This is a genomic window from Blastococcus colisei (genome assembly GCF_006717095.1).
In the GTDB taxonomy this organism is placed as follows: domain Bacteria; phylum Actinomycetota; class Actinomycetes; order Mycobacteriales; family Geodermatophilaceae; genus Blastococcus_B; species Blastococcus_B colisei.
In genome coordinates, this window is record NZ_VFQE01000001.1 from 1,900,708 (window position 1) to 1,923,215 (window position 22,508).

Annotated in this window: 20 protein-coding genes; 13 read left to right on the plus strand and 7 right to left on the minus strand. The window is 73.0% G+C overall.

The window, feature by feature from the left end; translation table 11 throughout:
• Positions 1-41: 41 nt before the first annotated feature.
• Entirely contained in the window at positions 42-2,933 is a 2,892-nt protein-coding gene (gene uvrA / locus FHU33_RS09015) for an excinuclease ABC subunit UvrA (protein WP_142025058.1), read from the plus strand.
• A 30-nt stretch (positions 2,934-2,963) separates the two neighbouring features.
• Here uvrA and FHU33_RS09020 read toward each other — a convergent pair whose 3' ends face one another.
• Together FHU33_RS09020 and FHU33_RS09025 are read right to left on the minus strand one after the other, a co-directional pair.
• Complete coding sequence (locus FHU33_RS09020; RefSeq protein WP_142025059.1) at positions 2,964-3,488, minus strand: hypothetical protein; 525 nt, start codon at positions 3,486-3,488, stop codon at positions 2,964-2,966.
• Positions 3,485-4,906 (minus strand): reverse transcriptase family protein, encoded by a 1,422-nt coding sequence (locus FHU33_RS09025; RefSeq protein ID WP_211355051.1) that lies wholly within the window; start codon positions 4,904-4,906, stop codon positions 3,485-3,487. Before FHU33_RS09025 ends, FHU33_RS09020 begins: the two co-directional genes overlap by 4 nt.
• Positions 4,907-5,175: 269 nt before the next feature.
• Here FHU33_RS09025 and FHU33_RS09030 point away from each other — a divergent pair, with 269 nt between their 5' ends.
• The 12 genes from FHU33_RS09030 to FHU33_RS09085 all read left to right on the plus strand — a co-directional run bounded on the left by FHU33_RS09030 (position 5,176) and on the right by FHU33_RS09085 (position 17,773).
• Positions 5,176-6,102: an alpha/beta fold hydrolase gene (locus FHU33_RS09030; RefSeq protein ID WP_142025060.1), complete on the plus strand. Its 927-nt coding sequence runs from the start codon at positions 5,176-5,178 to the stop codon at positions 6,100-6,102.
• 107 nt (positions 6,103-6,209) lie between these two features.
• Positions 6,210-6,521 carry a hypothetical protein gene (locus tag FHU33_RS09035; RefSeq protein ID WP_142025061.1) on the plus strand — a complete coding sequence of 104 codons (312 nt, stop codon included), beginning with the start codon at positions 6,210-6,212 and terminating at the stop codon, positions 6,519-6,521.
• Between the two features lie 94 nt (positions 6,522-6,615).
• Positions 6,616-8,673, plus strand: coding sequence for an excinuclease ABC subunit UvrC (gene uvrC / locus FHU33_RS09040; protein ID WP_142025062.1), 2,058 nt, complete (start codon positions 6,616-6,618; stop codon positions 8,671-8,673).
• Entirely contained in the window at positions 8,670-9,647 is a 978-nt protein-coding gene (gene rapZ, locus FHU33_RS09045; protein ID WP_170182378.1) for an RNase adapter RapZ, read from the plus strand. Before uvrC ends, rapZ begins: the two co-directional genes overlap by 4 nt.
• A 13-nt stretch (positions 9,648-9,660) precedes the next feature.
• Entirely contained in the window at positions 9,661-10,611 is a 951-nt protein-coding gene (locus FHU33_RS09050; RefSeq protein WP_246063430.1) for a gluconeogenesis factor YvcK family protein, read from the plus strand.
• 90 nt (positions 10,612-10,701) lie between these two features.
• The gene (gene whiA / locus FHU33_RS09055) at positions 10,702-11,682 is read left to right on the plus strand and encodes a DNA-binding protein WhiA (protein ID WP_142025064.1); all 981 of its coding nucleotides are present in this window, start codon (positions 10,702-10,704) and stop codon (positions 11,680-11,682) included.
• A 237-nt stretch (positions 11,683-11,919) separates the two neighbouring features.
• Positions 11,920-12,924: a type I glyceraldehyde-3-phosphate dehydrogenase gene (gene gap / locus FHU33_RS09060; RefSeq protein WP_142025065.1), complete on the plus strand. Its 1,005-nt coding sequence runs from the start codon at positions 11,920-11,922 to the stop codon at positions 12,922-12,924.
• Between the two features lie 20 nt (positions 12,925-12,944).
• Positions 12,945-14,150: a phosphoglycerate kinase gene (locus FHU33_RS09065; protein ID WP_142025066.1), complete on the plus strand. Its 1,206-nt coding sequence runs from the start codon at positions 12,945-12,947 to the stop codon at positions 14,148-14,150.
• Positions 14,150-14,974, plus strand: coding sequence for a triose-phosphate isomerase (gene tpiA, locus FHU33_RS09070; protein ID WP_142025067.1), 825 nt, complete (start codon positions 14,150-14,152; stop codon positions 14,972-14,974). The genes FHU33_RS09065 and tpiA overlap by 1 nt, the downstream gene beginning before the upstream one ends.
• A 49-nt stretch (positions 14,975-15,023) precedes the next feature.
• Complete coding sequence (locus FHU33_RS09075) at positions 15,024-16,802, plus strand: ABC transporter substrate-binding protein (RefSeq protein ID WP_142025068.1); 1,779 nt, start codon at positions 15,024-15,026, stop codon at positions 16,800-16,802.
• Between the two features lie 68 nt (positions 16,803-16,870).
• The gene (secG, locus tag FHU33_RS09080; protein WP_142025069.1) at positions 16,871-17,104 is read left to right on the plus strand and encodes a preprotein translocase subunit SecG; all 234 of its coding nucleotides are present in this window, start codon (positions 16,871-16,873) and stop codon (positions 17,102-17,104) included.
• Positions 17,105-17,416: 312 nt separating this feature from the next.
• Entirely contained in the window at positions 17,417-17,773 is a 357-nt protein-coding gene (locus FHU33_RS09085) for an RNA polymerase-binding protein RbpA (protein WP_211355052.1), read from the plus strand.
• Between the two features lie 52 nt (positions 17,774-17,825).
• Here FHU33_RS09085 and FHU33_RS09090 read toward each other — a convergent pair whose 3' ends face one another.
• From FHU33_RS09090 to zwf, 5 genes are all read right to left on the minus strand, one after another.
• A complete protein-coding gene (locus tag FHU33_RS09090) occupies positions 17,826-18,077 on the minus strand; it encodes a hypothetical protein (protein ID WP_142025071.1) in 252 nt (83 codons plus the stop codon).
• Positions 18,078-18,200: 123 nt separating this feature from the next.
• Positions 18,201-19,001, minus strand: a complete 801-nt coding sequence (locus tag FHU33_RS09095; protein WP_142025072.1) for a PIG-L deacetylase family protein — start codon at positions 18,999-19,001, stop codon at positions 18,201-18,203.
• 39 nt (positions 19,002-19,040) lie between these two features.
• The gene (gene pgl, locus FHU33_RS09100) at positions 19,041-19,814 is read right to left on the minus strand and encodes a 6-phosphogluconolactonase (protein ID WP_142025073.1); all 774 of its coding nucleotides are present in this window, start codon (positions 19,812-19,814) and stop codon (positions 19,041-19,043) included.
• Positions 19,811-20,866: a glucose-6-phosphate dehydrogenase assembly protein OpcA gene (locus tag FHU33_RS09105; RefSeq protein ID WP_142025074.1), complete on the minus strand. Its 1,056-nt coding sequence runs from the start codon at positions 20,864-20,866 to the stop codon at positions 19,811-19,813. The genes pgl and FHU33_RS09105 overlap by 4 nt, the downstream gene beginning before the upstream one ends.
• Before the next feature lie 43 nt (positions 20,867-20,909).
• The gene (zwf, locus tag FHU33_RS09110) at positions 20,910-22,427 is read right to left on the minus strand and encodes a glucose-6-phosphate dehydrogenase (RefSeq protein ID WP_142025075.1); all 1,518 of its coding nucleotides are present in this window, start codon (positions 22,425-22,427) and stop codon (positions 20,910-20,912) included.
• Between the last annotated feature and the right edge of the window lie 81 nt (positions 22,428-22,508).

The following is a 22,508-nucleotide window of genomic DNA, read 5'->3' on the forward strand; positions in this document are numbered from 1 at the left end:
CGCTCCACCGCATTCCAGCCACAGCGACCGACAGGGATCACATGGACCGGCTCGTCGTCCGCGGCGCCCGAGAGCACAACCTCAAGGACGTCCACCTCGACCTGCCCCGTGACGCGCTGATCGTCTTCACGGGACTCTCCGGCTCGGGCAAGTCCAGCCTCGCCTTCGACACGATCTTCGCGGAGGGGCAGCGCCGCTACGTCGAGTCGCTGTCGGCGTACGCGCGACAGTTCCTCGGGCAGATGGACAAGCCCGACGTCGACTTCATCGAGGGGCTGTCCCCGGCCGTCTCCATCGACCAGAAGTCGACCAACCGCAACCCCCGGTCGACCGTCGGCACCATCACCGAGGTCTACGACTACCTGCGCCTCCTCTACGCGCGCGCCGGTCAGCCGCACTGCCCGAACTGCGGCAAGCCGATCTCCCGGCAGACGCCGCAGCAGATCGTCGACCAGGTCCTCGGCATGGAGGAGGGCACCCGGTTCCAGGTGCTCGCCCCGGTCGTCCGCGCCCGCAAGGGCGAGTACGTCGACCTGTTCAGCTCCCTGCAGACCCAGGGCTTCTCCCGCGTCCGCGTCGACGGCGTCGTGCACCCGCTGACCGAGCCACCGAAGCTCAAGAAGCAGGAGAAGCACACGATCGAGGTGATCGTCGACCGCCTCACGGTCAAGGAGAGCGCCAAGCGCCGCCTGACCGACTCGGTGGAGACCGCCCTCGGCCTGGCCGGCGGTCTCGTCGTCCTCGACTTCGTCGACATGGCCGAGGACGACCCGCAGCGCGAGCGCACGTTCTCCGAGCACCTCGCCTGCGTCGACGACGGGCTCTCGTTCGAGGCGCTGGAGCCGCGGTCGTTCTCGTTCAACTCGCCGTTCGGCGCCTGCCCCGAGTGCACCGGCATCGGCACCCGCAAGGAGGTCGACCCGGAGCTCGTCATCCCCGACCCGGAGAAGAGCCTCGGTGCGGGCGCGGTCGCCCCGTGGGCCGGCTCGATGAGCAACGAGTACTTCACCCGGCTGCTGACCGGCCTGTCGCAGATGCTCGGCTTCTCCATGGACACGGCGTGGGAGGACCTGCCGGCCAAGGTCCAGAAGGCCGTCCTGCACGGGTCCCCGGACCAGGTGCACGTGCGCTACAAGAACCGGTACGGCCGCGAGCGCAGCTACTACGCCGCGTTCGAGGGCGTGCTGCCGTTCCTGGAGCGCCGGCACGAGCACACCGACAGCGAGTACATGCGGGACAAGTACGAGGGCTACATGCGCGACGTGCCCTGCCCCGTCTGCCACGGCACCCGCCTCAAGCCCGAGATCCTGGCCGTCAAGCTCAACAGCCGGTCCATCGCCGAGGTCACCAACCTGTCCATCGGCGAGGCCTCCCAGTGGCTGAACGGCCTCGAGCTGGGCGAGCGCGAGCGGGCCATCGCCGACCGCGTGCTCAGGGAGATCCAGGCCCGGCTCTCCTTCCTGGTCGACGTCGGCCTGGACTACCTCTCCCTGGACCGGCCGGCGGCCACCCTCGCCGGTGGCGAGGCGCAGCGGATCCGGCTGGCCACCCAGATCGGGTCCGGCCTGGTCGGCGTCCTCTACGTCCTGGACGAGCCCTCGATCGGGCTGCACCAGCGGGACAACACCCGGCTGATCGAGACGCTGGTCCGTCTGCGCGACATGGGGAACACGCTGATCGTGGTCGAGCACGACGAGGACACGATCAAGGTCGCCGACTGGATCGTCGACATCGGCCCGGGGGCGGGCGAGCACGGCGGTGAGATCGTCGTCAGCGGACAGCTCGACGACCTGATGAAGAGCGAGCGCTCGCTGACGGGGGCGTACCTCTCGGGGCGCATGGTCATCGAGATACCCCGGGAGCGGCGCGAGCCGACGCCGGGCCGCGAGCTGGTGGTCAAGGGCGCCCGCGAGCACAACCTCAAGGGCGTCGACGTCACGTTCCCGCTCGGCTGCCTGGTGGCCGTCACCGGCGTGTCCGGGTCCGGCAAGTCCAGCCTGGTCAACGACATCCTCTACACGACCCTGGCCAACCAGCTGAACCGGGCGCGCATGGTGCCCGGCCGGCACCGGACGATCACCGGCCTGGAGCACCTCGACAAGGTCGTGCACGTCGACCAGTCGCCGATCGGCCGCACGCCCCGCTCCAACCCGGCGACCTACACGGGTGTGTGGGACCACGTCCGCAAGCTCTTCGCCAGCACGACCGAGGCGAAGATGCGCGGATACCTGCCCGGCCGGTTCTCGTTCAACGTCAAGGGCGGGCGCTGCGAGGCGTGCTCCGGCGACGGCACGCTGAAGATCGAGATGAACTTCCTGCCGGACGTCTACGTCCCGTGCGAGGTGTGCAAGGGCGCCCGGTTCAACCGGGAGACCCTCGAGGTGCACTACAAGGGCAAGACGGTCGCCGAGGTCCTCGACATGCCGATCGAGGAGGCCGCGGACTTCTTCGCCGCCATCCCGGCGATCGCCCGCTACCTGCGCACACTCACCGAGGTGGGCCTGGGCTACGTCCGGCTCGGCCAGCCGGCGACGACGCTCTCCGGCGGTGAGGCGCAGCGCGTGAAGCTGGCCAGCGAGCTGCAGAAGCGGTCCAACGGCCGCAGCATCTACGTACTCGACGAGCCGACGACCGGGCTGCACTTCGAGGACATCCGGAAGCTGCTGCTCGTCCTGCAGGGCCTGGTCGACAAGGGGAACTCGGTGATCGTCATCGAGCACAACCTCGACGTCATCAAGAGCGCCGACTGGCTGATCGACATGGGCCCCGAGGGTGGGTTCCGAGGCGGCACGGTGGTCGCCGAGGGGCCGCCGGAGTTCCTCGCCGGGGTCCCCGAGAGCCACACCGGTCGCTACCTGGCCACGATCCTCGACCCGGACGCCGTCGCGGCGGCTGCGGCCCCGAAGAAGCGGACGCGCAAGAAGGCGAGCTGATCGGTCCGGTCGTCTGACCCGGGCCTCAGGTCAGGCGACCGGCTGCGGCCGGTACGGGGGCCGTTGGTCGACGACGTCGACGAGCGTCGCGGCCCACGGTTCCGGCACCCGGCCGGCGCCCACGCCGGCGGCCACCGTCGCCAACGCCTGCGCCGCGGCGTCCGCCCCGGTGATCTGCCACCGGGCCCATCGCCGGATACGGCCGCGCGCCACGAGCTCCACCTCCCAGGTCTCCGACCGCGGCGTCCGGAGGTGGGCGATCGCCTCGCCGACGAGCCGGACGGCGTGACCGACGGCCCACGGGGCGGTCCCCTGCCGCATCGGGGTGTCACGGAACTCCGCGAACGTCGCTTGCATCTCGACGTCGGCCGTGTCGGCAGGCAGACGCCAGTCGCCGGTGCCCCCGGCGACCGCCGGAGCGGGTAGCCGGGACAGTGCCGCGGTCAGCCGACGCCGGAGGGACTCCTCCTCCGGGCCCGGTCGCGGCGGTGGCGTGCCGGTCCCGCGCAGCTGCCGTGCGCGTACCGTCCAGCGGACACCGAATCCGTCGGTCACCGTTCTCCGCACCGCGCCCCTCCGTCGTCGTCCGGAGGGGGAAGCGTGCCATCGGACGGCCGGTCCGCGGGCGTCCGTCCACAGGCGCCCTCGTCCGGCCTGGACCAGTCGATCAGCGCGGCCCGCGCGCGCAGTCGAGCGCCGAAGGCTGGGTCGATCGAGGACGCCCACGCCACCCGGCCGAGCACGTGGTCGCGGAAGGTCGCCGGATCGCGGTCCCGGACCTGGCTGGCCCAGCCGCGCGTCGCGCAGTTGTGCAGCAGCGCCCGCAGCGCATCCCGCTCCGTGCGCGGCAGGGTGGGACGGACGTTCACCACCGTCCCGAGCACGGACTGGCGGCCGGCCGACGACGTCGACCGGGTCTTCGAACGGTTCAGCCGGAAGCCCTCCTCGACGACGATCTCACCGGCCAGCCGTTCGAACGGGCCCTGATCGATCCCCCGACCGCCACTGAAGGTCAGGTCGTCCACGTACCGGGTGTAGGCAGCCCCGAACGAGGCCGCCAGTCCGCCGAGGCGTCGGTCCAGCCGGAAGCACACGAGGTTGGCCAGCGCCGGCGAGGTGGGCGCTCCCTGGGGGAGATGCGGGCCCGCCAGCCGTCGGCCGAGCCGGTGGTGCCGGTCGACGTCGTCCGGCACGGGGACCCGCCGCCAGGTCGACCGCGGCACCACGGTGGTCACCAGGCCGGTGACCGCGAGCGCGACCGGCTCCGGGAGTCCGCCCACCGACCGCAGCAGTCCGTGCACCCGCTCCGCGGCGATGCTCGCGAAGAACGACTCCAGGTCCATCTGCAGCACCTGGGCGGCCCCGGTGTGCGGGGTCACCGCCGTCCGCACCGAGCGCCCGGGCACGCACCCGTGCGCCGCCCCGTGCACCCGCAGCGGCCCGATCACGTACCGCAGGAGCCGTCGCTGGATCTCCTTCAGGCGGGACTTGGGCGCCGCCAGCAGCCGGTCGCCGTCCGTCGTCCACCGGTAGTGCCGCAGCGGCTCGGCCACGGTGCGTTCCAGCCGGTGGGTGTCGGCGAACCAGGCCAGCTCGCCGGCGTCCACGTCGAGCAGGCGGGCCAGCGCCGTCAGGTCCGGCAACGCGGCCACGCCGTACGGGCGGTGGACGACGTCGGTCCGAGCCGGCTGCCAGCGGGTGATCCGGGGCTGCGGCACGACGGTCCACCCGCGCGCCCAGCCCGCAGTCGTCCGGACGAATCCGGCGAGCTCCCGCGGCCGGTCCACCGGCGGGTCCCGGTAGGCATCGAGCACCTCACCGACCAACGTGCCCACCCATCGCGGAGCCCGGTCCCGGCCGAGGGCGACCGCCGTCCGACGGACCATCTCCGGCCGTCGCCACCGGCCCGCCAGCAGGGCGGTCGCGATGCCCGCTGCGGTTCCGGCGGCTCGTCGCTCGGAGGGCGCCGTCACGAGGGGAGTGCGCGCCGGGACGGGCAGCCGGCCCCTGAACGAGGCGCCATCAGGTGCGCGGAGCGCACGGCCTGGCGGTTGACGAGATGTTCGGGAACAGTGCGATCCCCGGGGTTTCCCCGGGAGAACCGGTCCTCACCGGTCGTCCTGCCCGCCCCGTCGCGCACCCGGCCACCGTAGGGGGTCCCCACCGCGGCCGGCAGCCGGCTTGACCGGGACCTCTCCTGGCGGTACTCCGAGTGGACACCGACGGCTGGGAGGAACGCGCGATGACGACGAGGTCCGAGGACGGGAAGCTCCAGAGACCGGACGGATCCCGGGTGCACTACCGCCGCTGGCTCCCGGACGGCGACGTGCGGGGGACCGTCCATGTCGTGCACGGGGCCTCGGAGCACTCGGGCCGCTACAGCCGGCTGGCCGGGGCGCTCACCGCCCGGGGCCTGGCGGTCTACGCGATGGACCTGCGCGGGCACGGCCGGACGGCGGAGAGCACCGGCATCGGCCGATTCGGTGGTCCCGGGGTGGACGCCGTCCTGGGCGACATCGAGGCGCTGCACCTGGTGATGGACGACCGCCACCCGGAGGTGCCGCGGGTGCTGCTGGGGCATTCGATGGGCTCGGTCATCGCCCTGGCCGGTGCCGAGCGGAACGGCGCCGACCTCGCCGGGCTCGTGCTGTCGGGCCCCATCGGCGTGGCGCCGCACCTGGCCGCCAGCGTCGACGCGCTGGAGGAGGCGGTCGCCGCCGGCGCCGGGGACCACGCCCTCGACGCGCTCGGCGCGTTCAACGCGTCGTTCGAGCCGGCCCGGACCCGGTACGACTGGCTCTCCCGCGACCCGGCGGAGGTGGACGCCTACATCGCCGATCCGCTGTGCGGGGACGAGATGCCGCTGACCGCCGCCTACGCGGCCGGGGTCTTCGCGCTGGCCGTGCGTGCCGCCACACCCGACGCGGTGGCCGCGCTGCCCGCCGGGCTGCCGGTCCTGCTGCTGTCCGGGGAACTGGACCCCGTCGGTGGGGCCGACGCCGTCCAGGTGACCGCCCTCGCGCAGCTGTTCGCGGCGCGCGGGCTCGCCGTCGAGCAGCACGTCTACCCGGAGGCCCGGCACGAGGTCTTCAACGAGATCAACCGCGACGAGGTGGTCGGCGACCTCCTGGCCTGGCTGGAGCAGCGGGTGCCCGCCCTCGGCGGCTGATCACCCTGCACGGGGGCCGGCCCTTGAGCCGGCCGAGTCGGCCGCCTATGGTCGCTGTGACGGACGTCACCCCAGGTGGTCGACCGGTGGCCCCGAGGAGGCAGCGCATGACCGCACTCACACCCGGTTGCGACCCGGACATGTCGATCACCGGGGCGCCCTACGGCGTGTCCGGGGGTGGTCCCCGTCTGCGGTCCGGGCTGGTCCTGCTCGCGGCGGTCGTGGTGTCCGTTCTCCTGGCCATCGGGAACTCCGTGCCCGGGCTGGTCGCCGTCCCGGCCGTCGTCGTCGGTGTGCTCTGCGCGCTGGCCCTGATCCGACGCGGAGCCCGGCTCGCACACCGCGCGGGCTCGGTCGTCGCGGCCTCCGTCGGCCGTGCGCTGTACCGCTCCCGGCCGGTACCGACCGCGACGCCCTGACCGACGGCGGGTCGCGCGCCCCGGCGCTGTGACGCGAGGGGCGGGCGGGTCCGGGGCTCGACGGCGTGTCGGTGCCGCGACCTAATGTGGAGGCATGCCCGATCCGTCCACGTACCGCCCGGCGGTCGGCAGCATCCCGGAGTCCCCGGGGGTCTACAGGTTCCGTGATCCCAACGGCCGGGTCATCTACGTCGGCAAGGCCAAGAGCCTCCGTCAGCGGCTGAACAGCTACTTCGCCGACGTCGCCGGCCTGCACCCGCGCACCCGGCAGATGGTGACCACCGCGTCGAGCGTCGAGTGGACCGTCGTCGGCACGGAGGTGGAGGCCCTCCAGCTCGAGTACAACTGGATCAAGGAGTTCGACCCCCGGTTCAACGTCCGCTACCGGGACGACAAGAGCTATCCGTCGCTGGCCGTGACGCTGAACGAGGAGTATCCCCGGCTCCAGGTCATGCGCGGCCCCAAGCGCAAGGGCGTGCGCTACTTCGGGCCCTACGCCCACGCCTGGGCGATCCGCGAGACGCTCGACACCCTGACCCGCGTCTTCCCGGCGCGCACCTGCTCCAACGGCGTCTTCAAGCGGGCCGGCCAGATCGGCCGCCCCTGCCTGCTCGGCTACATCGGCAAGTGCGCCGCCCCATGCGTGGGCCGGGTCAGCGCCGACGAGCACCGCGAGATCGTCGACGACTTCTGCGACTTCATGGCCGGGAAGACCGAGTCGATGATCAGGCGCCTCGAGCGCGAGATGGCCGCTGCGGCCGAGGCGATGGAGTACGAGAAGGCCGCGCGGCTGCGCGACGACCTCGGTGCGCTGAAGCGGGCGCTGGAGAAGCAGGCCGTGGTCCTCGGCGACGGCACGGACGCCGACGTCGTCGCCTTCGCCCAGGACGAGCTGGAGGCCGCCGTCCAGGTCTTCCACGTCCGCGGCGGCCGGGTGCGCGGGCAGCGCGGCTGGATCGTCGACAAGGTCGAGGCGGTCACCACCGGCGAGCTCGTCGAGCAGTTCCTGCTCCAGGTCTACGGCGGCGTCGACGAGCAGACCGGCGTGGGGGAGGCCGGCGAGGCCGTCCCGCGCGAGGTGCTCGTGCCGGAGCTGCCGGACGATGCCGACGTCTACGTCGAGCTGCTGGAGGAGCTCCGGGGCGGCAAGGTCTCGCTGCGCGTGCCGCAGCGCGGCGACAAGCGCAGCCTGCTGGAGACCGTCGAGCGCAACGCCAAGGAGGCGTTCGCCCGGCACCGGGTGAAGCGGGCCAGCGACCTCACCGCCCGCTCGCTGGCGCTCTCGGAGCTGCAGGAGGCCCTCGAGCTGCCCGACGCGCCGCTGCGCATCGAGTGCATCGACATCTCCCACGTCCAGGGCACCAACGTGGTGGCCAGCATGGTGGTCTTCGAGGACGGCCTGGCCAAGAAGTCCGACTACCGGCGGTTCTCCGTCGCCCAGGGCACCGACGACACGGCCGCGATGGCCGAGGTCGTCCGCCGGCGGTTCGCCCGCCACCTCAAGGACGAGGCTGATCGCCGGGACGAGCAGGGGATCGCCGCCGAGGAGGGCCGGCCGCGCCGGTTCGCCTACCCACCGAACCTGCTGGTGGTCGACGGCGGCGCACCCCAGGTGGCCGCCGCCAGCCGGTCACTGACGGAACTCGGCATCGTCGACGTCGCCGTGTGCGGCCTGGCCAAGCGCATGGAGGAGGTGTGGCTGCCCGGCGACAGCGATCCGGTCATCCTGCCCCGCACCTCGGAGGCGCTCTACCTCCTCCAGCGGGTGCGGGACGAGGCGCATAGGTTCGCGATCACGTACCACCGGCAGAAGCGGTCCAGCAGCATGCTGGTGTCGATGTTGGACGACGTCCCCGGCCTCGGGGAGTCGCGGCGGAAGGCGCTGATGAAGCAGTTCGGTTCACTCAAGCGGCTGCGGGCCGCCACCGTCGAGGAGCTGACGGCGGTGCCCGGCATCGGGCGGCGGACGGCCGAGGCGGTGCAGGCCGCCATCGCGGTCCCCGGGGAGGACGCGACCGCGGTCCCCGGGGAGGACGCGACCGCGGCGCCGGGAGTGACCGAGTCGGCGACGGCACCTCAGGGCCCGGCCGAGCGCGGCGCGCTGCGCGACGGGGCCGGGGAGACCGCCGAGGTCGGCCGGGTGGCGTCGTGACCTCAGGGTCCGCCAGCGGCCTGGACGGTTCCGCCCCGCCGCCGGACGTTCCCGGCGGTCCGGCGGGACCGCAGAGCGACGTCGAGCCGGCGCTCGATCCCACGACCACGGAGGTCCAGCCGCTCGAGGTCGTCGTCGTCACCGGGCTCTCCGGCGCGGGCAAGCTCAGCGCGGGCCGTGTCCTGGAGGACCTCGGCTGGTTCGTCGTCGACAATCTCCCCCCGGCGCTGCTCCAGCCGATGGTCGAGCTGGGTGCACGCGGGGACATCCGCCGCTTCGCCGCCGTCGTGGACGTGCGCAGCCGTGCCTTCTCCAGCGACCTACAGGAGTCGATCCGGGTGCTGGCCGACGCGGGCAACCGCCCGCGGGTGATCTACGTGCACGCCCGGGACGAGGTCCTCGTGCGCCGGTACGAGTCGGTGCGGCGCGAGCACCCGCTGCAGGGGAACGGGACGCTGATCGACGGGATCTCCGAGGAGCGGGCCCTGCTCACCGGTATCGCCGGGGATGCCGACCTGTGGGTCGACACCAGCGACCTCAACGTCCACCAGCTGCGGGCGACCCTGGAGAACGCCTTCGCCCGCGAGGGCCGGACGCAGCCGCTGACCGCGACCGTCATGAGCTTCGGGTTCAAGTACGGACTGCCGCTCGACGCGGACCTCGTCGTCGACGCCCGCTTCCTGCCGAACCCGCACTGGATCCCGGAGCTGCGGCCGAGGACCGGCAGGGACGCCGAGGTCAGCGCCTACGTGCTGGGCCAGGACGACGCCGGGGAGTTCCTGGACCGGTACACCGACGTGCTGCGGTTGCTGATCCCCGGCTATCGCCGCGAGGGCAAGCGCTACCTGACCCTGGCCGTCGGCTGCACGGGCGGCAAGCACCGCAGCGTGGCCATCGCCGAGGAGTTCGCCCGGCGGCTCACCGCGGAGGGGCTCACCGCGGCGGCCCGGCACCGCGATCTGGGCCGCGAGTAGTGGGCGGCGAGTAGTGGGCAGCGAGCCCCGGGTCGTCGCGTTCGGCGGCGGGCACGGCCTGGCCGCGGCGCTGGCGGCGTGGCGGCGGATCACCCAGGAGCTGACCGCGGTGGTCACCGTCGCCGACGACGGCGGTTCCTCCGGCCGGATCCGGCGCGAGATGCCCATGCTGCCGCCCGGGGATCTCCGGATGGCCCTGGCGGCGCTGGCGGGCGACACTCCGCGGGGGGCGGAGCTGGCCGCGCTCCTGCAGCACCGGCTGGGGGGCACCGGCGTCCTGGCCGGGCATCCGGTGGGCAACCTCATGCTCACCGGGCTCACCGAGATGCACGGCGGGGAGATCACCCGCGCCCTCGACGATCTCGGTGAGTTGCTCGGTTGCTGCGGTCGGGTCCTGCCGATGGCCGACGTGCCGCTCGACCTCGTGGCCCGGGTGGAGACCACCGACCCCGACGACCCCGAGCGCACCCGCACCATCAAGGGACAGGTCGCCATCGCCGCCACCCCGGGGCACGTGAGGGAGATCCTCGTCTCTCCGCCGGACCCTCCGGTGCACGCCGCCGTCCTCGAGGCGATCGCAGCGGCGGACGTGGTCTCGCTCGGTCCGGGGTCCTGGTACACCTCGGTACTGCCGCACCTCCTCGTGCCGAGACTGCGCGCTGCACTGGCTGCCGCGCAGGCCCGCGTGGTGGTGGTGCTGAACTTGGTACCGCAGCCCGGCGAGACCGACGGGTTCTCTCCGGAGGAGCACCTGAATGTCCTGCGGGCGCATCTGGGCGGAGTGGCGTTGCACACGGTGATCGCGGATGCTGACTCGGTGGTTGACCGTCGTGGTCTCCTGTCTGCGGTGCGCGAGTGCGGTGCCGAGCTCGTTCTGGCTCCGGTCGCCGAACTCGACGGCGCACCACGGCACGATCCCGTGCGACTGTCCGCTGCGCTGGCCTCCGTGGCCGGCGTCCGGTGAGGGAGTACGGGTGTCCGATCGGGTATCGGAACTGATGGCGACAGCTTTCGATCCTGGGCGGTCGGTACAAGGGGGAAGGGGACGCCGCACATGGCGATGACCGCAATGGTCAAGGACGAGCTCTCACGGGTCGAGTGCACGAAGACCTCGGAGCGCAAGGCAGAGGTCACCGCGCTGCTGCGCTTCTCCGGTGGCCTGCACATCGTGGGTGGCCGGGTGGTCATCGAGGCCGAACTCGACACGGGCTCGGTGGCCAGGCGCCTGCGCCGCGACATCAGCGAGGTCTACGGCTACACGAGCGGGGTGAGCGTGCTCGCCGGCGGCAACATCCGCCGCGGCGTGCGCTACCTCGTTCGGATCGCCAAGCACGGGGAGGGTCTGGCCCGCCAGACCGGGCTGGTCGACCAGCGCGGCCGGCCGGTCCGCGGCCTGCCGCCGTCGGTGGTCTCCGGCGGCATCAACGACGCCGAGGCGGCGTGGCGCGGGGCCTTCCTGGCGCACGGATCGCTCACCGAGCCCGGTCGGTCCTCCTCGCTGGAGGTCACCTGCCCCGGGCCCGAGGCGGCCATGGCGCTCGTCGGCGCCGCGCGCCGGCTGGGCATCCCGGCGAAGGCCCGTGAGGTCCGCGGCGCCGACCGGGTCGTCATCCGCGACGGCGACGCGATCAGCGCCCTGCTGACCCGCATGGGCGCGCACGACGCCGTCCTCGCCTGGGAGGAGCGGCGGATGCGCCGCGAGGTCCGGGCCACGGCCAACCGGCTGGCGAACTTCGACGACGCGAACCTGCGCCGCTCCGCCCGCGCCGCGGTGGCCGCGAGTGCCCGCGTGGAGCGTGCGCTGGAGATCCTGGCCAACGACGCGCCGGAGCACCTGCTCGTGGCCGGGCGGCTGCGGCTGGAGTTCGGTCAGGCGTCGCTGGAGGAGCTCGGGCAGCGCGCCGATCCGCCGATGACGAAGGACGCCGTCGCCGGGCGGATCCGCCGCCTGCTGGCCATGGCCGACAAGCGGGCCAAGGACCTCGGCATCCCGGACACGGAGTCCGTCGTCACCGACGACATGCTCGCGCAGTAGCCCCTCCGCGAGCCCAGCCGTTCGACGTCCTCCCTCACCGTGCGGGGTCCTCCCTCACCGTCGACGCTGAGGTAGGACCCTCGAAGATCAGGGAACCTGATCATCGAGGGGCACATCGCCTGTTCGGGCGACCGGGAGCCGCCTCGAAGGGGGACCGATAGGGTTTCGGCGAGCGCGGCCGCGCGTGTCCGTGCGGCCGCCCGACGACAGCGTCATCGGGTCAATGGGAGGTCTGCAGTGACTGTCCGCGTGGGCATCAACGGATTCGGCCGGATCGGCCGCAACTTCTGGCGGGCCGCTGCGGCCAGTGGCCAGGACATCGAGATCGTGGCGGTCAACGACCTCACGAGCCCCGAGGCCCTGGCTCACCTCCTGAAGTACGACAGCATCCTGGGCAAGCTGGCCGAGGACGTCGCCGCCGACGGCGAGGGCATCAAGATCGCGGGAAAGACCATGAAGGTCCTCTCCGAGCGCGACCCCGCCAACCTGCCCTGGGGCGATCTGGGCGTCGACGTCGTCGTCGAGTCCACCGGCTTCTTCACCAAGGCCGCGGACGCCCGCAAGCACGTCGACGCCGGTGGGGCCAAGAAGGTCATCATCTCCGCGCCGGCCACCGACGACGACATCACGATCGTCATGGGAGTCAACGACGACCTGTACGACGGCTCGCAGACGATCATCAGCAACGCGTCCTGCACCACGAACTGCCTGGCTCCGCTGGCCAAGGTCCTCAACGACGCGTTCGGCATCGAGCGCGGCCTGATGACCACCATCCACGCCTACACCGCCGACCAGAACCTGCAGGACGGCCCGCACAAGGACCTGCGCCGCGCCCGCGCCGCCGCCCTCAACATGGTGCCGACGTCCACCGGCGCCGCGAAGGCGATCGGCCTGGTGCTGCCCGAGCTCAAGGGCAAGCTCGACGGCTACGCCATGCGCGTGCCGCTGCCCACCGGCTCGGCCACGGACCTCACGGTGACCCTGAACCGGGAGGCCTCGGCCGACGAGGTCGACGCTGCCTACCGGGAGGCCGCTGCCGGTCCGCTGGGCAAGTACCTCACCTACACCGACGCGCCGATCGTCTCCTCCGACATCGTCACCGACCCGGCGTCATGCATCTACGACGCGCAGCTGACGAAGGTCTTCGGCCCGATGGTGAAGGTGCTCGGCTGGTACGACAACGAGTGGGGCTACTCGAACCGCCTCGTCGACCTCACCACCCTGGTGGGCCGCTCCCTTTGACCCGCCCAGGCACCCCCGCGATGCGTTCCCTCGACGACCTCCTCGCCGAGGGCGTCTCCGGTCGGCGCGTGCTGCTGCGCGCCGACCTGAACGTCCCGCTGGACAAGCAGACCCGAGAGATCACCGACGACGGCCGCATCCGCGCCAGCCTGCCGACGCTCCAGGCGCTCCGCGACGCCGGCGCCCGGGTGATCGTGACGGCCCACCTCGGCCGGCCCAAGGGCACACCGGACCCGCAGTTCTCCCTCGCGCCGGTCGCGGCGCGGATGGGCGAGCTGCTGGGGACGACGGTGCCGCTGGCTGCCGACGTCGCCGGCGACGACGCCCGCGCGAAGGCGGCGGCCCTGGCCGACGGCGACGTGCTGCTGCTGGAGAACGTCCGGTTCGAGGCGGCCGAGACGGCGAAGGACGACGCCGAGCGAGGCGAGCTGGCCGACCGGCTGGCAGCCCTCGCCGACGTCTACGTCGACGACGCGTTCGGGGCGGTGCACCGCAAGCACGCCTCGGTGGTCGACGTCGCCGAGCGGCTGCCGCGCGTCGCCGGCCGGCTGGTGGCCCGTGAGCTCGAGGTGCTCACCCGGCTGACCTCCGAGCCGGACCGGCCGTACGTGGTCGTCCTCGGCGGCTCGAAGGTCAGCGACAAGCTGGCCGTCATCGAGGCGCTGCTGCCCAAGGTCGACCGGCTGCTCGTCGGCGGCGGCATGTGCTTCACCTTCCTCGCCGCGCAGGGGCACGGCGTGGGCGGCTCGCTGCTCGAGGCCGACCAGGTCGACACCTGCCGCCGGCTGCTGGCCGAGGCCGGCGACCGCATCGTGCTACCGGTCGACGTCGTCTGCGCCACGGCGTTCAGCGCCGAGGCCGAGACCAGCGTCGTGCCGGTGTCCGAGATCCCGGACGGGCGCATGGGCCTCGACGTCGGGCCGCGCACCGTCGAGCTGTTCGGGACGACACTCGGCGACGCGCGCACCGTGTTCTGGAACGGCCCCATGGGCGTCTTCGAGCTGGCCCCCTTCCAGGAGGGCACGCGCGGCGTGGCTCAGGCCGTCGCCGCGGTGGATGGCCTCTCGGTCGTCGGCGGTGGCGACTCCGCCGCCGCCGTCCGCCTGCTCGGGCTCGACGAGGACGCCTACGGGCACATCAGCACCGGCGGCGGCGCGTCGCTGGAGTACCTGGAGGGCCGGGAGCTCCCGGGCCTCGCGGTGCTCGTCGACGGATCGGGGCAGTGATGGCACGCAAGCAGTACACCCCCAAGCGGGGCGCCTTCCAGGGCGGCGACCGGCGGATGCTGATCGCCGGCAACTGGAAGATGCACATGACTCACCTCGAGGCCATCGGTCTCGTGCAGAAGCTCGCCTTCACGGTCCCCGATCCGGTGCTCGACACCGTCGAGATGGTCGTGCTGCCACCCTTCACCGCGCTGCGGAGCGTGCAGACGCTGGTGACCGGCGACAAGCTGGCCGTCGGATTCGGTGCGCAGGACCTGTCCGTGCACGACTCCGGTGCCTACACCGGTGAGGTCAGCGGCGGGATGCTCGCCGCCCTGGCGTGCCAGTACGTCACCGTCGGCCACTCGGAACGCCGCGCGCTGCACGCGGAGGACGACGCGGTCGTCGCCTCGAAGGCGCAGGCCGCGCTGCGGCACGGCATCATGCCGATCGTCTGCGTGGGGGAGGGGCTCGACGTCCGCAAGGTCGGTGAACACGTCCCCTTCTGCACGACCCAGCTCGACGCCTCGCTGGACGGGCTGGCCGGCGAGCAGGTGGCCGGGCTGGTCATCGCCTACGAGCCGGTCTGGGCGATCGGCACCGGCGAGGTCGCCACCCCGGAGGACGCGCAGGAGGTCTGCGGCGCACTCCGGGCGCGGCTCGCCGAGCGCTTCGGCGACGAGACGGCCGCATCCGTCCGTATCCTCTACGGCGGGTCGGTGAAGGCCGCGAGCACGGCCGGGATCCTGGCCGGGCCGGACATCGACGGTGCACTGGTCGGCGGCGCGAGCCTGGACGCCGACGAGTTCGCGCAGATCTGTCGGATCGCCGCCGACGGCAGCTGAGCCCCGCTGCCGCCGCCGGCCGCATGTGGGTGGGGGCGGGCAGCAGGCAGTGGAGAGCACCCTGGAGCGGTGGGGCAGTCGCCTGCCCACGTGGGCCCGTGGGTGGCCCCGCCGTCGCATCCTCGCCGCGGCCGCCGCCGTGCTGCTGGTCGTCGTCATCGCCGTCAGCTGCGGCGGTGCCGCGGGCGGACGGGCGGACGTCCCGATCGTCGAGGGGGAGCCCGACGCCGGGGTCACCGGGGTCCGGGCGCCCTCCACCCAGACCGGCGGGACGCTGCAGGTGGTGTCGGCCGAGATCGACAGCCTGGACCCACAGCGGTCCTACCTGCCCGGAGTCTGGAACCTGATGCGGCTCTACACCCGCACCCTGGTGACCTACTCCTCCGAGCCCGGCCGTACCGACGAGCTGGTCCCGGATCTGGCGACCGACCTCGGAACGCCGTCGGAGGACGGCCTGAGCTGGACCTTCACGCTGAGGGAAGGCGTGCTGTTCGAGAACGGCCGCCCGATCACCAGCCGCGACGTCAAGTACGGCATCGAGCGGTCCTTCGCCTCCGACGTCATCGTCGGGGGGCCCACCTACGTCGTCGACCTGCTCGACGACCCGGCCAACCCCTATCCGGGGCCGTACTCCACCGAGGACGACGATCCCGACCTGACCTCCGTCGAGACGCCGGACGATCGGACCATCGTGTTCCGGCTGCGCCAGCCGATGCCCGCCTTTCCCTACGTGCTCGCGCTGCCCTCCAGCAGCCCTGTGCCGGCGGAGGCCGACACCCGCGGGGACTACGGCGCCGACCCCGTGTCGTCCGGGCCGTACGCGATCACCTCCGTCGACCCGGCCACCGGGATCCTGCTCGAGCGCAACCCGCAGTGGAACCCGGCCACCGACGACGTCCGTACCGCCCTGCCCGACCGGGTCGTGGTCCGGACCGGGCAGGGCGGGGTGGAGCGGGACCAGGCACTGCTGGCCGGGTCGGCCGACATCGACCTCACCGGGGCCGGCGTGCAGCCGGCCACCACGGCCCGCCTCGCGGCGGACGAGGACCACCCGGTGCGCGACCGCATCGACGACGTGACCACCGGCGCCCTGCGGCTGCTGGCGCTGCCCACGGACGTCGCGCCGATGGACAACGCCGCCTGCCGTGCCGCGGTCGCCGCCGTCGTGGACCGCACGGCGGTGCAGGAGGAGCTCGGCGGACCGGTCAACGCGGTTCGTCGCTCGGTCCTGTGGCCTCGCGGGCTCGACGGCGGTCCGGAGGACCCCGATCCGCGGCCCGATCTCGCCGCCGCGCGCGCCTCCCTGGAGGCGTGCGGCCGGCCCGAGGGCTTCAGCACCGTCCTGGCCGTGCCCGACACGCAGACGAGCGTCGACGTGGCAGAGGACGTCGCCGCGCAGCTGGCCGAGGTGGGCATCGAGGTGGAGGTCCGGCCGCTGAGCGCCACCAGCTTCTACGCGACCGACGTGGGTGCTCCCGCCAGCGTCGCGGCCAACGGCTACGGCATCGTCCTCGCTACCTGGACGGCCGACATCCCGACGCCGGGGTCCTTCCTGGCGCCGCTGGTCGACGGCCGCAGCATCAGGTCGGTGGGCAACACCAACTTCGGCCGGCTCGACAGCCCCGACATCGCCGCGCTGGTGGACGCCGCGCGTGCGGCGGGAGACCCGGCCGCATGGCGCGAGGTCGTCGCCGCGGTCGACGCGACGTCGGTGTACGTCCCGCTGGCCGAGACGCGGATCCAGTTGCTGGCGGGACAGCGGCTGCGCAACGGCCTGGTGATGCAGCCCTACAGCGGCTACGACCTCGCCACCGCCGGCGTCCGGTGAGCGTCGGTTAGGCTCGGAGACCAGAGCCCGGTGTCGTCCTGCCGGCCGCCTAGCCTGGAGAAGTCGTCATGGAGCTGGTCCTCAACGTGCTGCTGGTCCTCAGCAGCACGATCCTCATCGTGCTGATCCTGTTGCACCGGGGCAAGGGCGGCGGCTTGTCCTCCATGTTCGGCGGTGCCGTCTCCTCCTCGCTCAGCGGCTCCTCGGTCGTCGAGAAGAACCTGAACCGGCTGACGGTGTTCTGCGCGTTGATCTGGTCGGTCTGCATCGTCGGTCTGGGGATCCTGCTCAAGGTCAACTGAGAAAGGACCCTCCTGCCCCCCACCACTCGCAGGCTCGCGGCGGGGCCCGGCAGTAGAAGGACCCCAGAAAGGACCTCGCTGCCCCCCACCGCTCGGAAAACACCCCGTCCTCCCCACCCTTCGCAAGCTCAGGGCGGGACCCGGGACGGGGCGGACCCTGCACCGAGGCCGTCGAACCCCTCGCACGCTCGGGGCGAGCCTCCGGACGGGGCCATGCAGCACGTCACCTATCCGGGGCGAAAACGTGACCGGAAAACGCCCCTCCAGGCTCTAGACTTCGCGCCGCGGTGATCTGCCGCACGTCCGGTGTAGATGCAGGGGGCGCTCGTGGCTGGTGGTAACGCGATCCGGGGCACCCGGGTCGGAGCGGGTCCGATGGGTGAGGCCGAGCGCGGTGAGGCAGCGCCCCGGAACCGCATCCCGTTCTGGTGTGCCAACCGGCACGAGACGAGGGTCGCGTTCGCCTCGGACGCCGACGTCCCGGAGTTCTGGGACTGCCCGCGCTGCGGGCTCCCGGCCGGACAGGACCAGCAGAACCCGCCTCCTGCGCCGCGCACCGAGCCGTACAAGACCCACCTGGCCTACGTCCGGGAGCGGCGCAGCGACGCCGACGGTGACGCTCTCCTCGAGGAAGCCCTCACCCGGCTGCACCAGCGCCGCGGCGCCTGACCGGCCCGACCGCGCGGGTCCCGGTGACGGGCTCCGCGCGGTCGGGGTGGGGTCACTCGTTGCGCTGTGGCGCCACGACCGGGCCGCGCGAACGCCAGCTGGCCGTGGCGACGTCCCAGAACTCCGAGCGCGGCCGGGCGCCCCGCGAGTAGTGCCACGGCTCCGGCCAGGGGAACTCCCCGGCCGGTGGTGCGGTCGTGCGGCGGCGAACGGGCGCCGGCGCCGCGGCCGTGTCGTCCTCCGCCCCGCGCGGTGCCGGGACGAGCGGCGTGGTCACGAGGTCACGGGTGTCCTGGACGGTCATCGAATTCCCCCAGCCTGGGTCGGTGCTCGGTGCTCGGTGCATGTGCCGGATCGGCGTCCCCCCACCGCGCCAGGTCCGCCTCACAGTGGAGTGCTTCCGGGTGAGCGTGGATACGGCCGAAGGTCACACATGTTCCGGTCCCGGCGATTCCTCCGCGCCGCGGAGCTCCACCCGGGCGAGGTGGTCCGTGGTCAGGAAGGCCCGCCGCAGCTCGTCGCTCAGCCCGTCGAACGGGGACACCTGGGACCGGTGCTCGGCGATGGCTCCCTCCCGCCGGTCGAGCACCGCCGTCGTGTCGAGGACGTCGGTGATCTCGGTGTCCCCCCGCCCCAGGCCGGCGGGGTCGAGCGCGTGATACGCGGTGTCCGGCCGCAGCTCGCGCATCTCCTCCAGCCACCGGCGGAGCAGGCTGTTGGGCAGGCAGTGCTCGACGAGCAGCGGCCGGGCGTCCATCCGGGTCACCGCCTCGCGCGCGGCTGCCCCGATGTGCAGGTGGTCGCGGTGGCCGTCGCTGCCGTCCAGGACCAGCAGTACCTCCGGCCGGAGCTCCCGGAGCAGCCCCAGCAGGGCGTCGGCCACCTCGGCGACCGGAGCGGCGCACAGCGCGCCGACCGGGAGCTCGCCGTCGAACCCGGAGTCCCGATGACCCAGCAGCTCGACCCGGGTGATCCCCAGCCGGGTGGCGGCACGGCGCAGCTCGCCTTCCCGGACGACGCCCAGGTCACCGTGGCCGACCGGTCCCTGCACCGCCTCGCCGGCCTCGCCCCGCGTCGCGCACGCCAGCGTCACCTCGGCGCCCTGCACGGCCGCGTGGGCGATGGTGGAGCCGCAGCCGAAGGACTCGTCGTCGGGGTGCGCGACGGCGACCAGCCAGCGGTCGCCGGCGCGGATGTCGAGCAGGGGGTCGCGCGCGCTGTCGGTCACGGGGCCATCCGCCGTCCGGGAAGCCGGCCCGCCGGGGAGCTAGCCGGGTGGTGCCGGCAGCTTGCCCGCGGCGGGCCGGTCGAGCAACCACCTGGTGGCCCGGACGCCGTGGACGCCGGCCGCCGGCAGCTGCACAGGGTCCGTGCTCTCGCGGAGCGCGGCGGCGACGGCGGGCGCCTTGGCCTCGCCGGAGACCAGCAGCCACACCTCCTCGGCCGCGTTGATGGCCGGGAACCCCAGGCTCACCCGAGTGGGCGGCGGCTTCGGGCAGTCGCGCACGGCCACGACCGGACGCTCGTCCCGCACGGCCGGGGAGTCGGGGAAGATCGACGCGACGTGCCCTTCCGGGCCCATGCCGAGGAGCAGTACGTCCAGACGCGGCAGGGAACGGCCCTCGGGCGCGGCGGCCGCCAGCTCGTCGGCGTACCAGGCTGCGGCGTCCTCGGGCACCGCGAACTCGCCGTCCGAGGGCGGCATGGCGTGCACGTGGCCGGCGGGGACGCCGACGGCGTCCAGCAGCGCCCGGCGAGCGGCCTTCTCGTTGCGCTCGTCGTCGTCGGCCGGCACGAACCGCTCGTCGCCCCACCAGACGTGCACGGCGGTCCAGTCCACGGTCTCCCGGACGGGTTCCGCGGCCAGGCCGGCGACCGCCTCCAGGACGGCGGTGCCGATCCCGCCGCCGGTCAGCACAACCGACGCCGTCCCGTGCACGGCCTGCGCCGCCGCCAGCCGGGCCACCAGGGCCTCCGCGACCGCCCGCGCCAGCTGCTCGGCGTCGGGCTCGACCACGACGTCCGGCGGGGGAGCACTCACGAGTCGCCGGCCTGCTTCGCCGCGCTGCGCTTGCGCGGCCGGGAGCCGTTGCCGCTCTCGGACTCGGCCGGGTCGAACCACACGTGCTCGCGCTCGGGCGACCGTGCCGACAACCCGGTCACGCCGGTCGCGGCCTCCAGCGCCTCGCTGTAGGGCTCGTCGCGGTCCAGCCGGCGCAGCTCCTCGCTCAGCAGGTCGCCGAGCACCCGGTCGGGCAGGGCGACGCCCGCGTCGGGCCGGTAGGGCTGGGTGATGACCGCGCCGCCCTTGCGGTCGGCGTGGATCTGCACCTCCTCGTCCTGGTCCAGCTGCAGGGACACCGAGTCGACGCCGCTGGCGTTGGGCCTGCGATCGCCGTCCTCGACGGTGATCGGGCAGCCGCACCGGGACGACAGCCAGCCGGCCAGCAGCTGGGCGGTCGGGCTGGTGGAGTCACCCTCGATCCGGCCGCCGTGGACCTGCACCGGCTCACCCCGCCGCCCGGACACGGAGTCGAGGCTCGAAGCGAGGGTCGAGCGCCAGGCCGTGCTGCGGGTCCAGGCGAGATCGGTGTCGCCGGGGGCGTAGTCCTCGGCCCGGGTCTTCAGGGCGGCGAGCGGGTCGTCGGCGAGCGAGGTGTCGGTGATCCGCCGGTGGGCGAAGACCGCCAGCGCATCGGTGGCCAGCCGGTCCGGGGGAGCGGCGTGCCACCAGGCGACGACGGGGGCGTCGGCGGCGAGCAGCGGCAGGACGACGGACTCGGCGTGCAGGCCCAGCCGCCCGTACATCCGCATGACCACCGCCTCGCCGGGTCCGAGCCGGCCGCCGATGAGCACCTCGGCGTCCAGCCGGGGCGCCGGGGCCTCCAGCTGCCGGCGCACGACGACGAGCAGCCGGCAGGGGTGTGCCTCGGCCGCGTGCGTCGCCGCCTCCTCGGCGTCGGCCACCCGGCTCTCGTCGGCCACCACGACCAGGGTGAGGGCCACCCCGGAGAGCACCGCGCCTCCGGTGCGCCGCTGCGCGGCCAGCTCCTTCACGACGGCCGAGCCGGTGGTGTCCCAGAGCGTCGTCATGGCGTCTCCTCGGATCGGTCGGGCGGTGCGGGCACGGGCGACGTCATGGTCGGCGCCACCGCCGGCTCTCGGCGGCGAGCATCTCGTCGGCTGCCCGAGGCCCCCATTCGCCGGCCCGGTAGAGCTGCGGGGTCGTGCCCGCCCAGAACTCCTCGAGCGGGTCGATGACCGCCCAGGACGCTTCCACCTCGGCGTTGCGCGGGAAGAGCGTCGCGTCGCCCAGGAGGACGTCGAGCAGCAGCCGCTCGTAGGCCTCCGGGCTGGACTCGGTGAACTGCTCGCCGTACAGGAAGTCCATCGAGACGTCCCGGACCTCCATGACGCTGCCCGGAACCTTCGACCCGAACTTGAGGGTGACCCCTTCGTCGGGCTGCACCCGTACGACCAGCTGGTTGTTGCCCAGCTCCTCGGTGTCCGTGGCGGCGAAAGGCAGGTGCGGCGCGCGCTTGAAGACGAGCGCGATCTCGGTGACCCGGCGGGGGAGCCGCTTGCCGGCGCGCAGGTAGAAGGGAACGCCGGCCCAGCGGCGCGTCTCGACGCCGAGCCGGACGGCGGCGAACGTCTCGGTCGTGGAATCGGGGTCGACGCCCTCCTCCTGGCGGTACCCGTTCACCCGCTCCCCGGCGAGCCAGCCCTGCTCGTACTGGCCACGGACGGCGAACGCCTGCATGTCCTCGGGGATCGAGATCGCCCGCAGCACCTTGAGCTTCTCGGTGCGGATCTCCTCGGCGGAGAACTCGACCGGCTCCTCCATGGCCGTCAGGGCCAGCAGCTGCAGCAGGTGGTTCTGCAGCACGTCGCGGGCGGCGCCGGTCTTCTCGTAGAACTGGGCCCGGCCGCCGATGCCGACGTCCTCGGCCATGGTGATCTGGACGGAGTCGACGTTGGTGGCGTTCCAGATCGGCTCGAACAGCGAGTTGGCGAAGCGCAGCGCCAGCAGGTTCTGGACGGTCTCCTTGCCCAGGTAGTGGTCGATCCGGAAGACGTCCTCGGCGCTGAACACCGAGTCGACCAGCTCGTTGAGCTCCCGGCTGGAGGGCAGGTCCTCACCGAACGGCTTCTCCACCACCACCCGTCGCCAGCGGTCGGGCGTGCTCTCGGCCATGCCGGTGCGCTGCATCTGCTTGAGCACGACGGGGAACATGGCCGGCGGGATGGAGAGGTAGAAGGCGGCGTTGCCGCCGATGCCGTGGGAGCCCTCCAGCTCTCCGAGAGTCGCGGCCAGCTGGTCGAAGGCGTCGTCGTCGTCGAACGAGCCCTGCACGAAGGTGATGTCGGAGCCCAGCTGCTCCCACACGTCCTCCCGCCAGGGCGTGCGGGCGTGCTTGCGCGCCGCGTCCCGGGCCAGCTCCGCGAACTCGGTGTCACCCCAGTCCCGGCGGGCGAAGCCGAGCAGGGCGAAGTTGGTGGGCAGCAGCCCACGGTTGGCGAGGTCGTACACCGCCGGCAGCAGCTTCTTGCGGGCCAGGTCGCCGGTGATACCGAAGACGACGAGCGCGCATGGCTCCGGTACCCGGGGCAGCCGCCGGTCCCGCGGATCGCGCAGCGGGTTGGGGATCATCGCGGGCCGCGAAGCGGGGAAAGATTCATGGTCCGTCCTCGAGGTCGGAGGGTGCCCGTCGTCCGGCCCGGCGGTGGACCG

What these genes read in the sequence shown, in the direction of transcription:
- uvrA (WP_142025058.1), top strand. Translation starts at nt 42, where the DNA reads ATGGACCGGCTCGTCGTCCGCGGCGCCCGAGAGCACAACCTCAAGGAC.
- FHU33_RS09030 (WP_142025060.1), top strand. Translation starts at nt 5,176, where the DNA reads ATGACGACGAGGTCCGAGGACGGGAAGCTCCAGAGACCGGACGGATCC.
- FHU33_RS09035 (WP_142025061.1), top strand. Translation starts at nt 6,210, where the DNA reads ATGACCGCACTCACACCCGGTTGCGACCCGGACATGTCGATCACCGGG.
- uvrC (WP_142025062.1), top strand. Translation starts at nt 6,616, where the DNA reads ATGCCCGATCCGTCCACGTACCGCCCGGCGGTCGGCAGCATCCCGGAG.
- whiA (WP_142025064.1), top strand. Translation starts at nt 10,702, where the DNA reads ATGGCGATGACCGCAATGGTCAAGGACGAGCTCTCACGGGTCGAGTGC.
- FHU33_RS09065 (WP_142025066.1), top strand. Translation starts at nt 12,945, where the DNA reads ATGCGTTCCCTCGACGACCTCCTCGCCGAGGGCGTCTCCGGTCGGCGC.
- tpiA (WP_142025067.1), top strand. Translation starts at nt 14,150, where the DNA reads ATGGCACGCAAGCAGTACACCCCCAAGCGGGGCGCCTTCCAGGGCGGC.
- secG (WP_142025069.1), top strand. Translation starts at nt 16,871, where the DNA reads ATGGAGCTGGTCCTCAACGTGCTGCTGGTCCTCAGCAGCACGATCCTC.
- FHU33_RS09085 (WP_211355052.1), top strand. Translation starts at nt 17,417, where the DNA reads ATGCAGGGGGCGCTCGTGGCTGGTGGTAACGCGATCCGGGGCACCCGG.
- FHU33_RS09090 (WP_142025071.1), bottom strand. Translation starts at nt 18,077, where the DNA reads ATGACCGTCCAGGACACCCGTGACCTCGTGACCACGCCGCTCGTCCCG.
- FHU33_RS09105 (WP_142025074.1), bottom strand. Translation starts at nt 20,866, where the DNA reads ATGACGACGCTCTGGGACACCACCGGCTCGGCCGTCGTGAAGGAGCTG.
- zwf (WP_142025075.1), bottom strand. Translation starts at nt 22,427, where the DNA reads ATGATCCCCAACCCGCTGCGCGATCCGCGGGACCGGCGGCTGCCCCGG.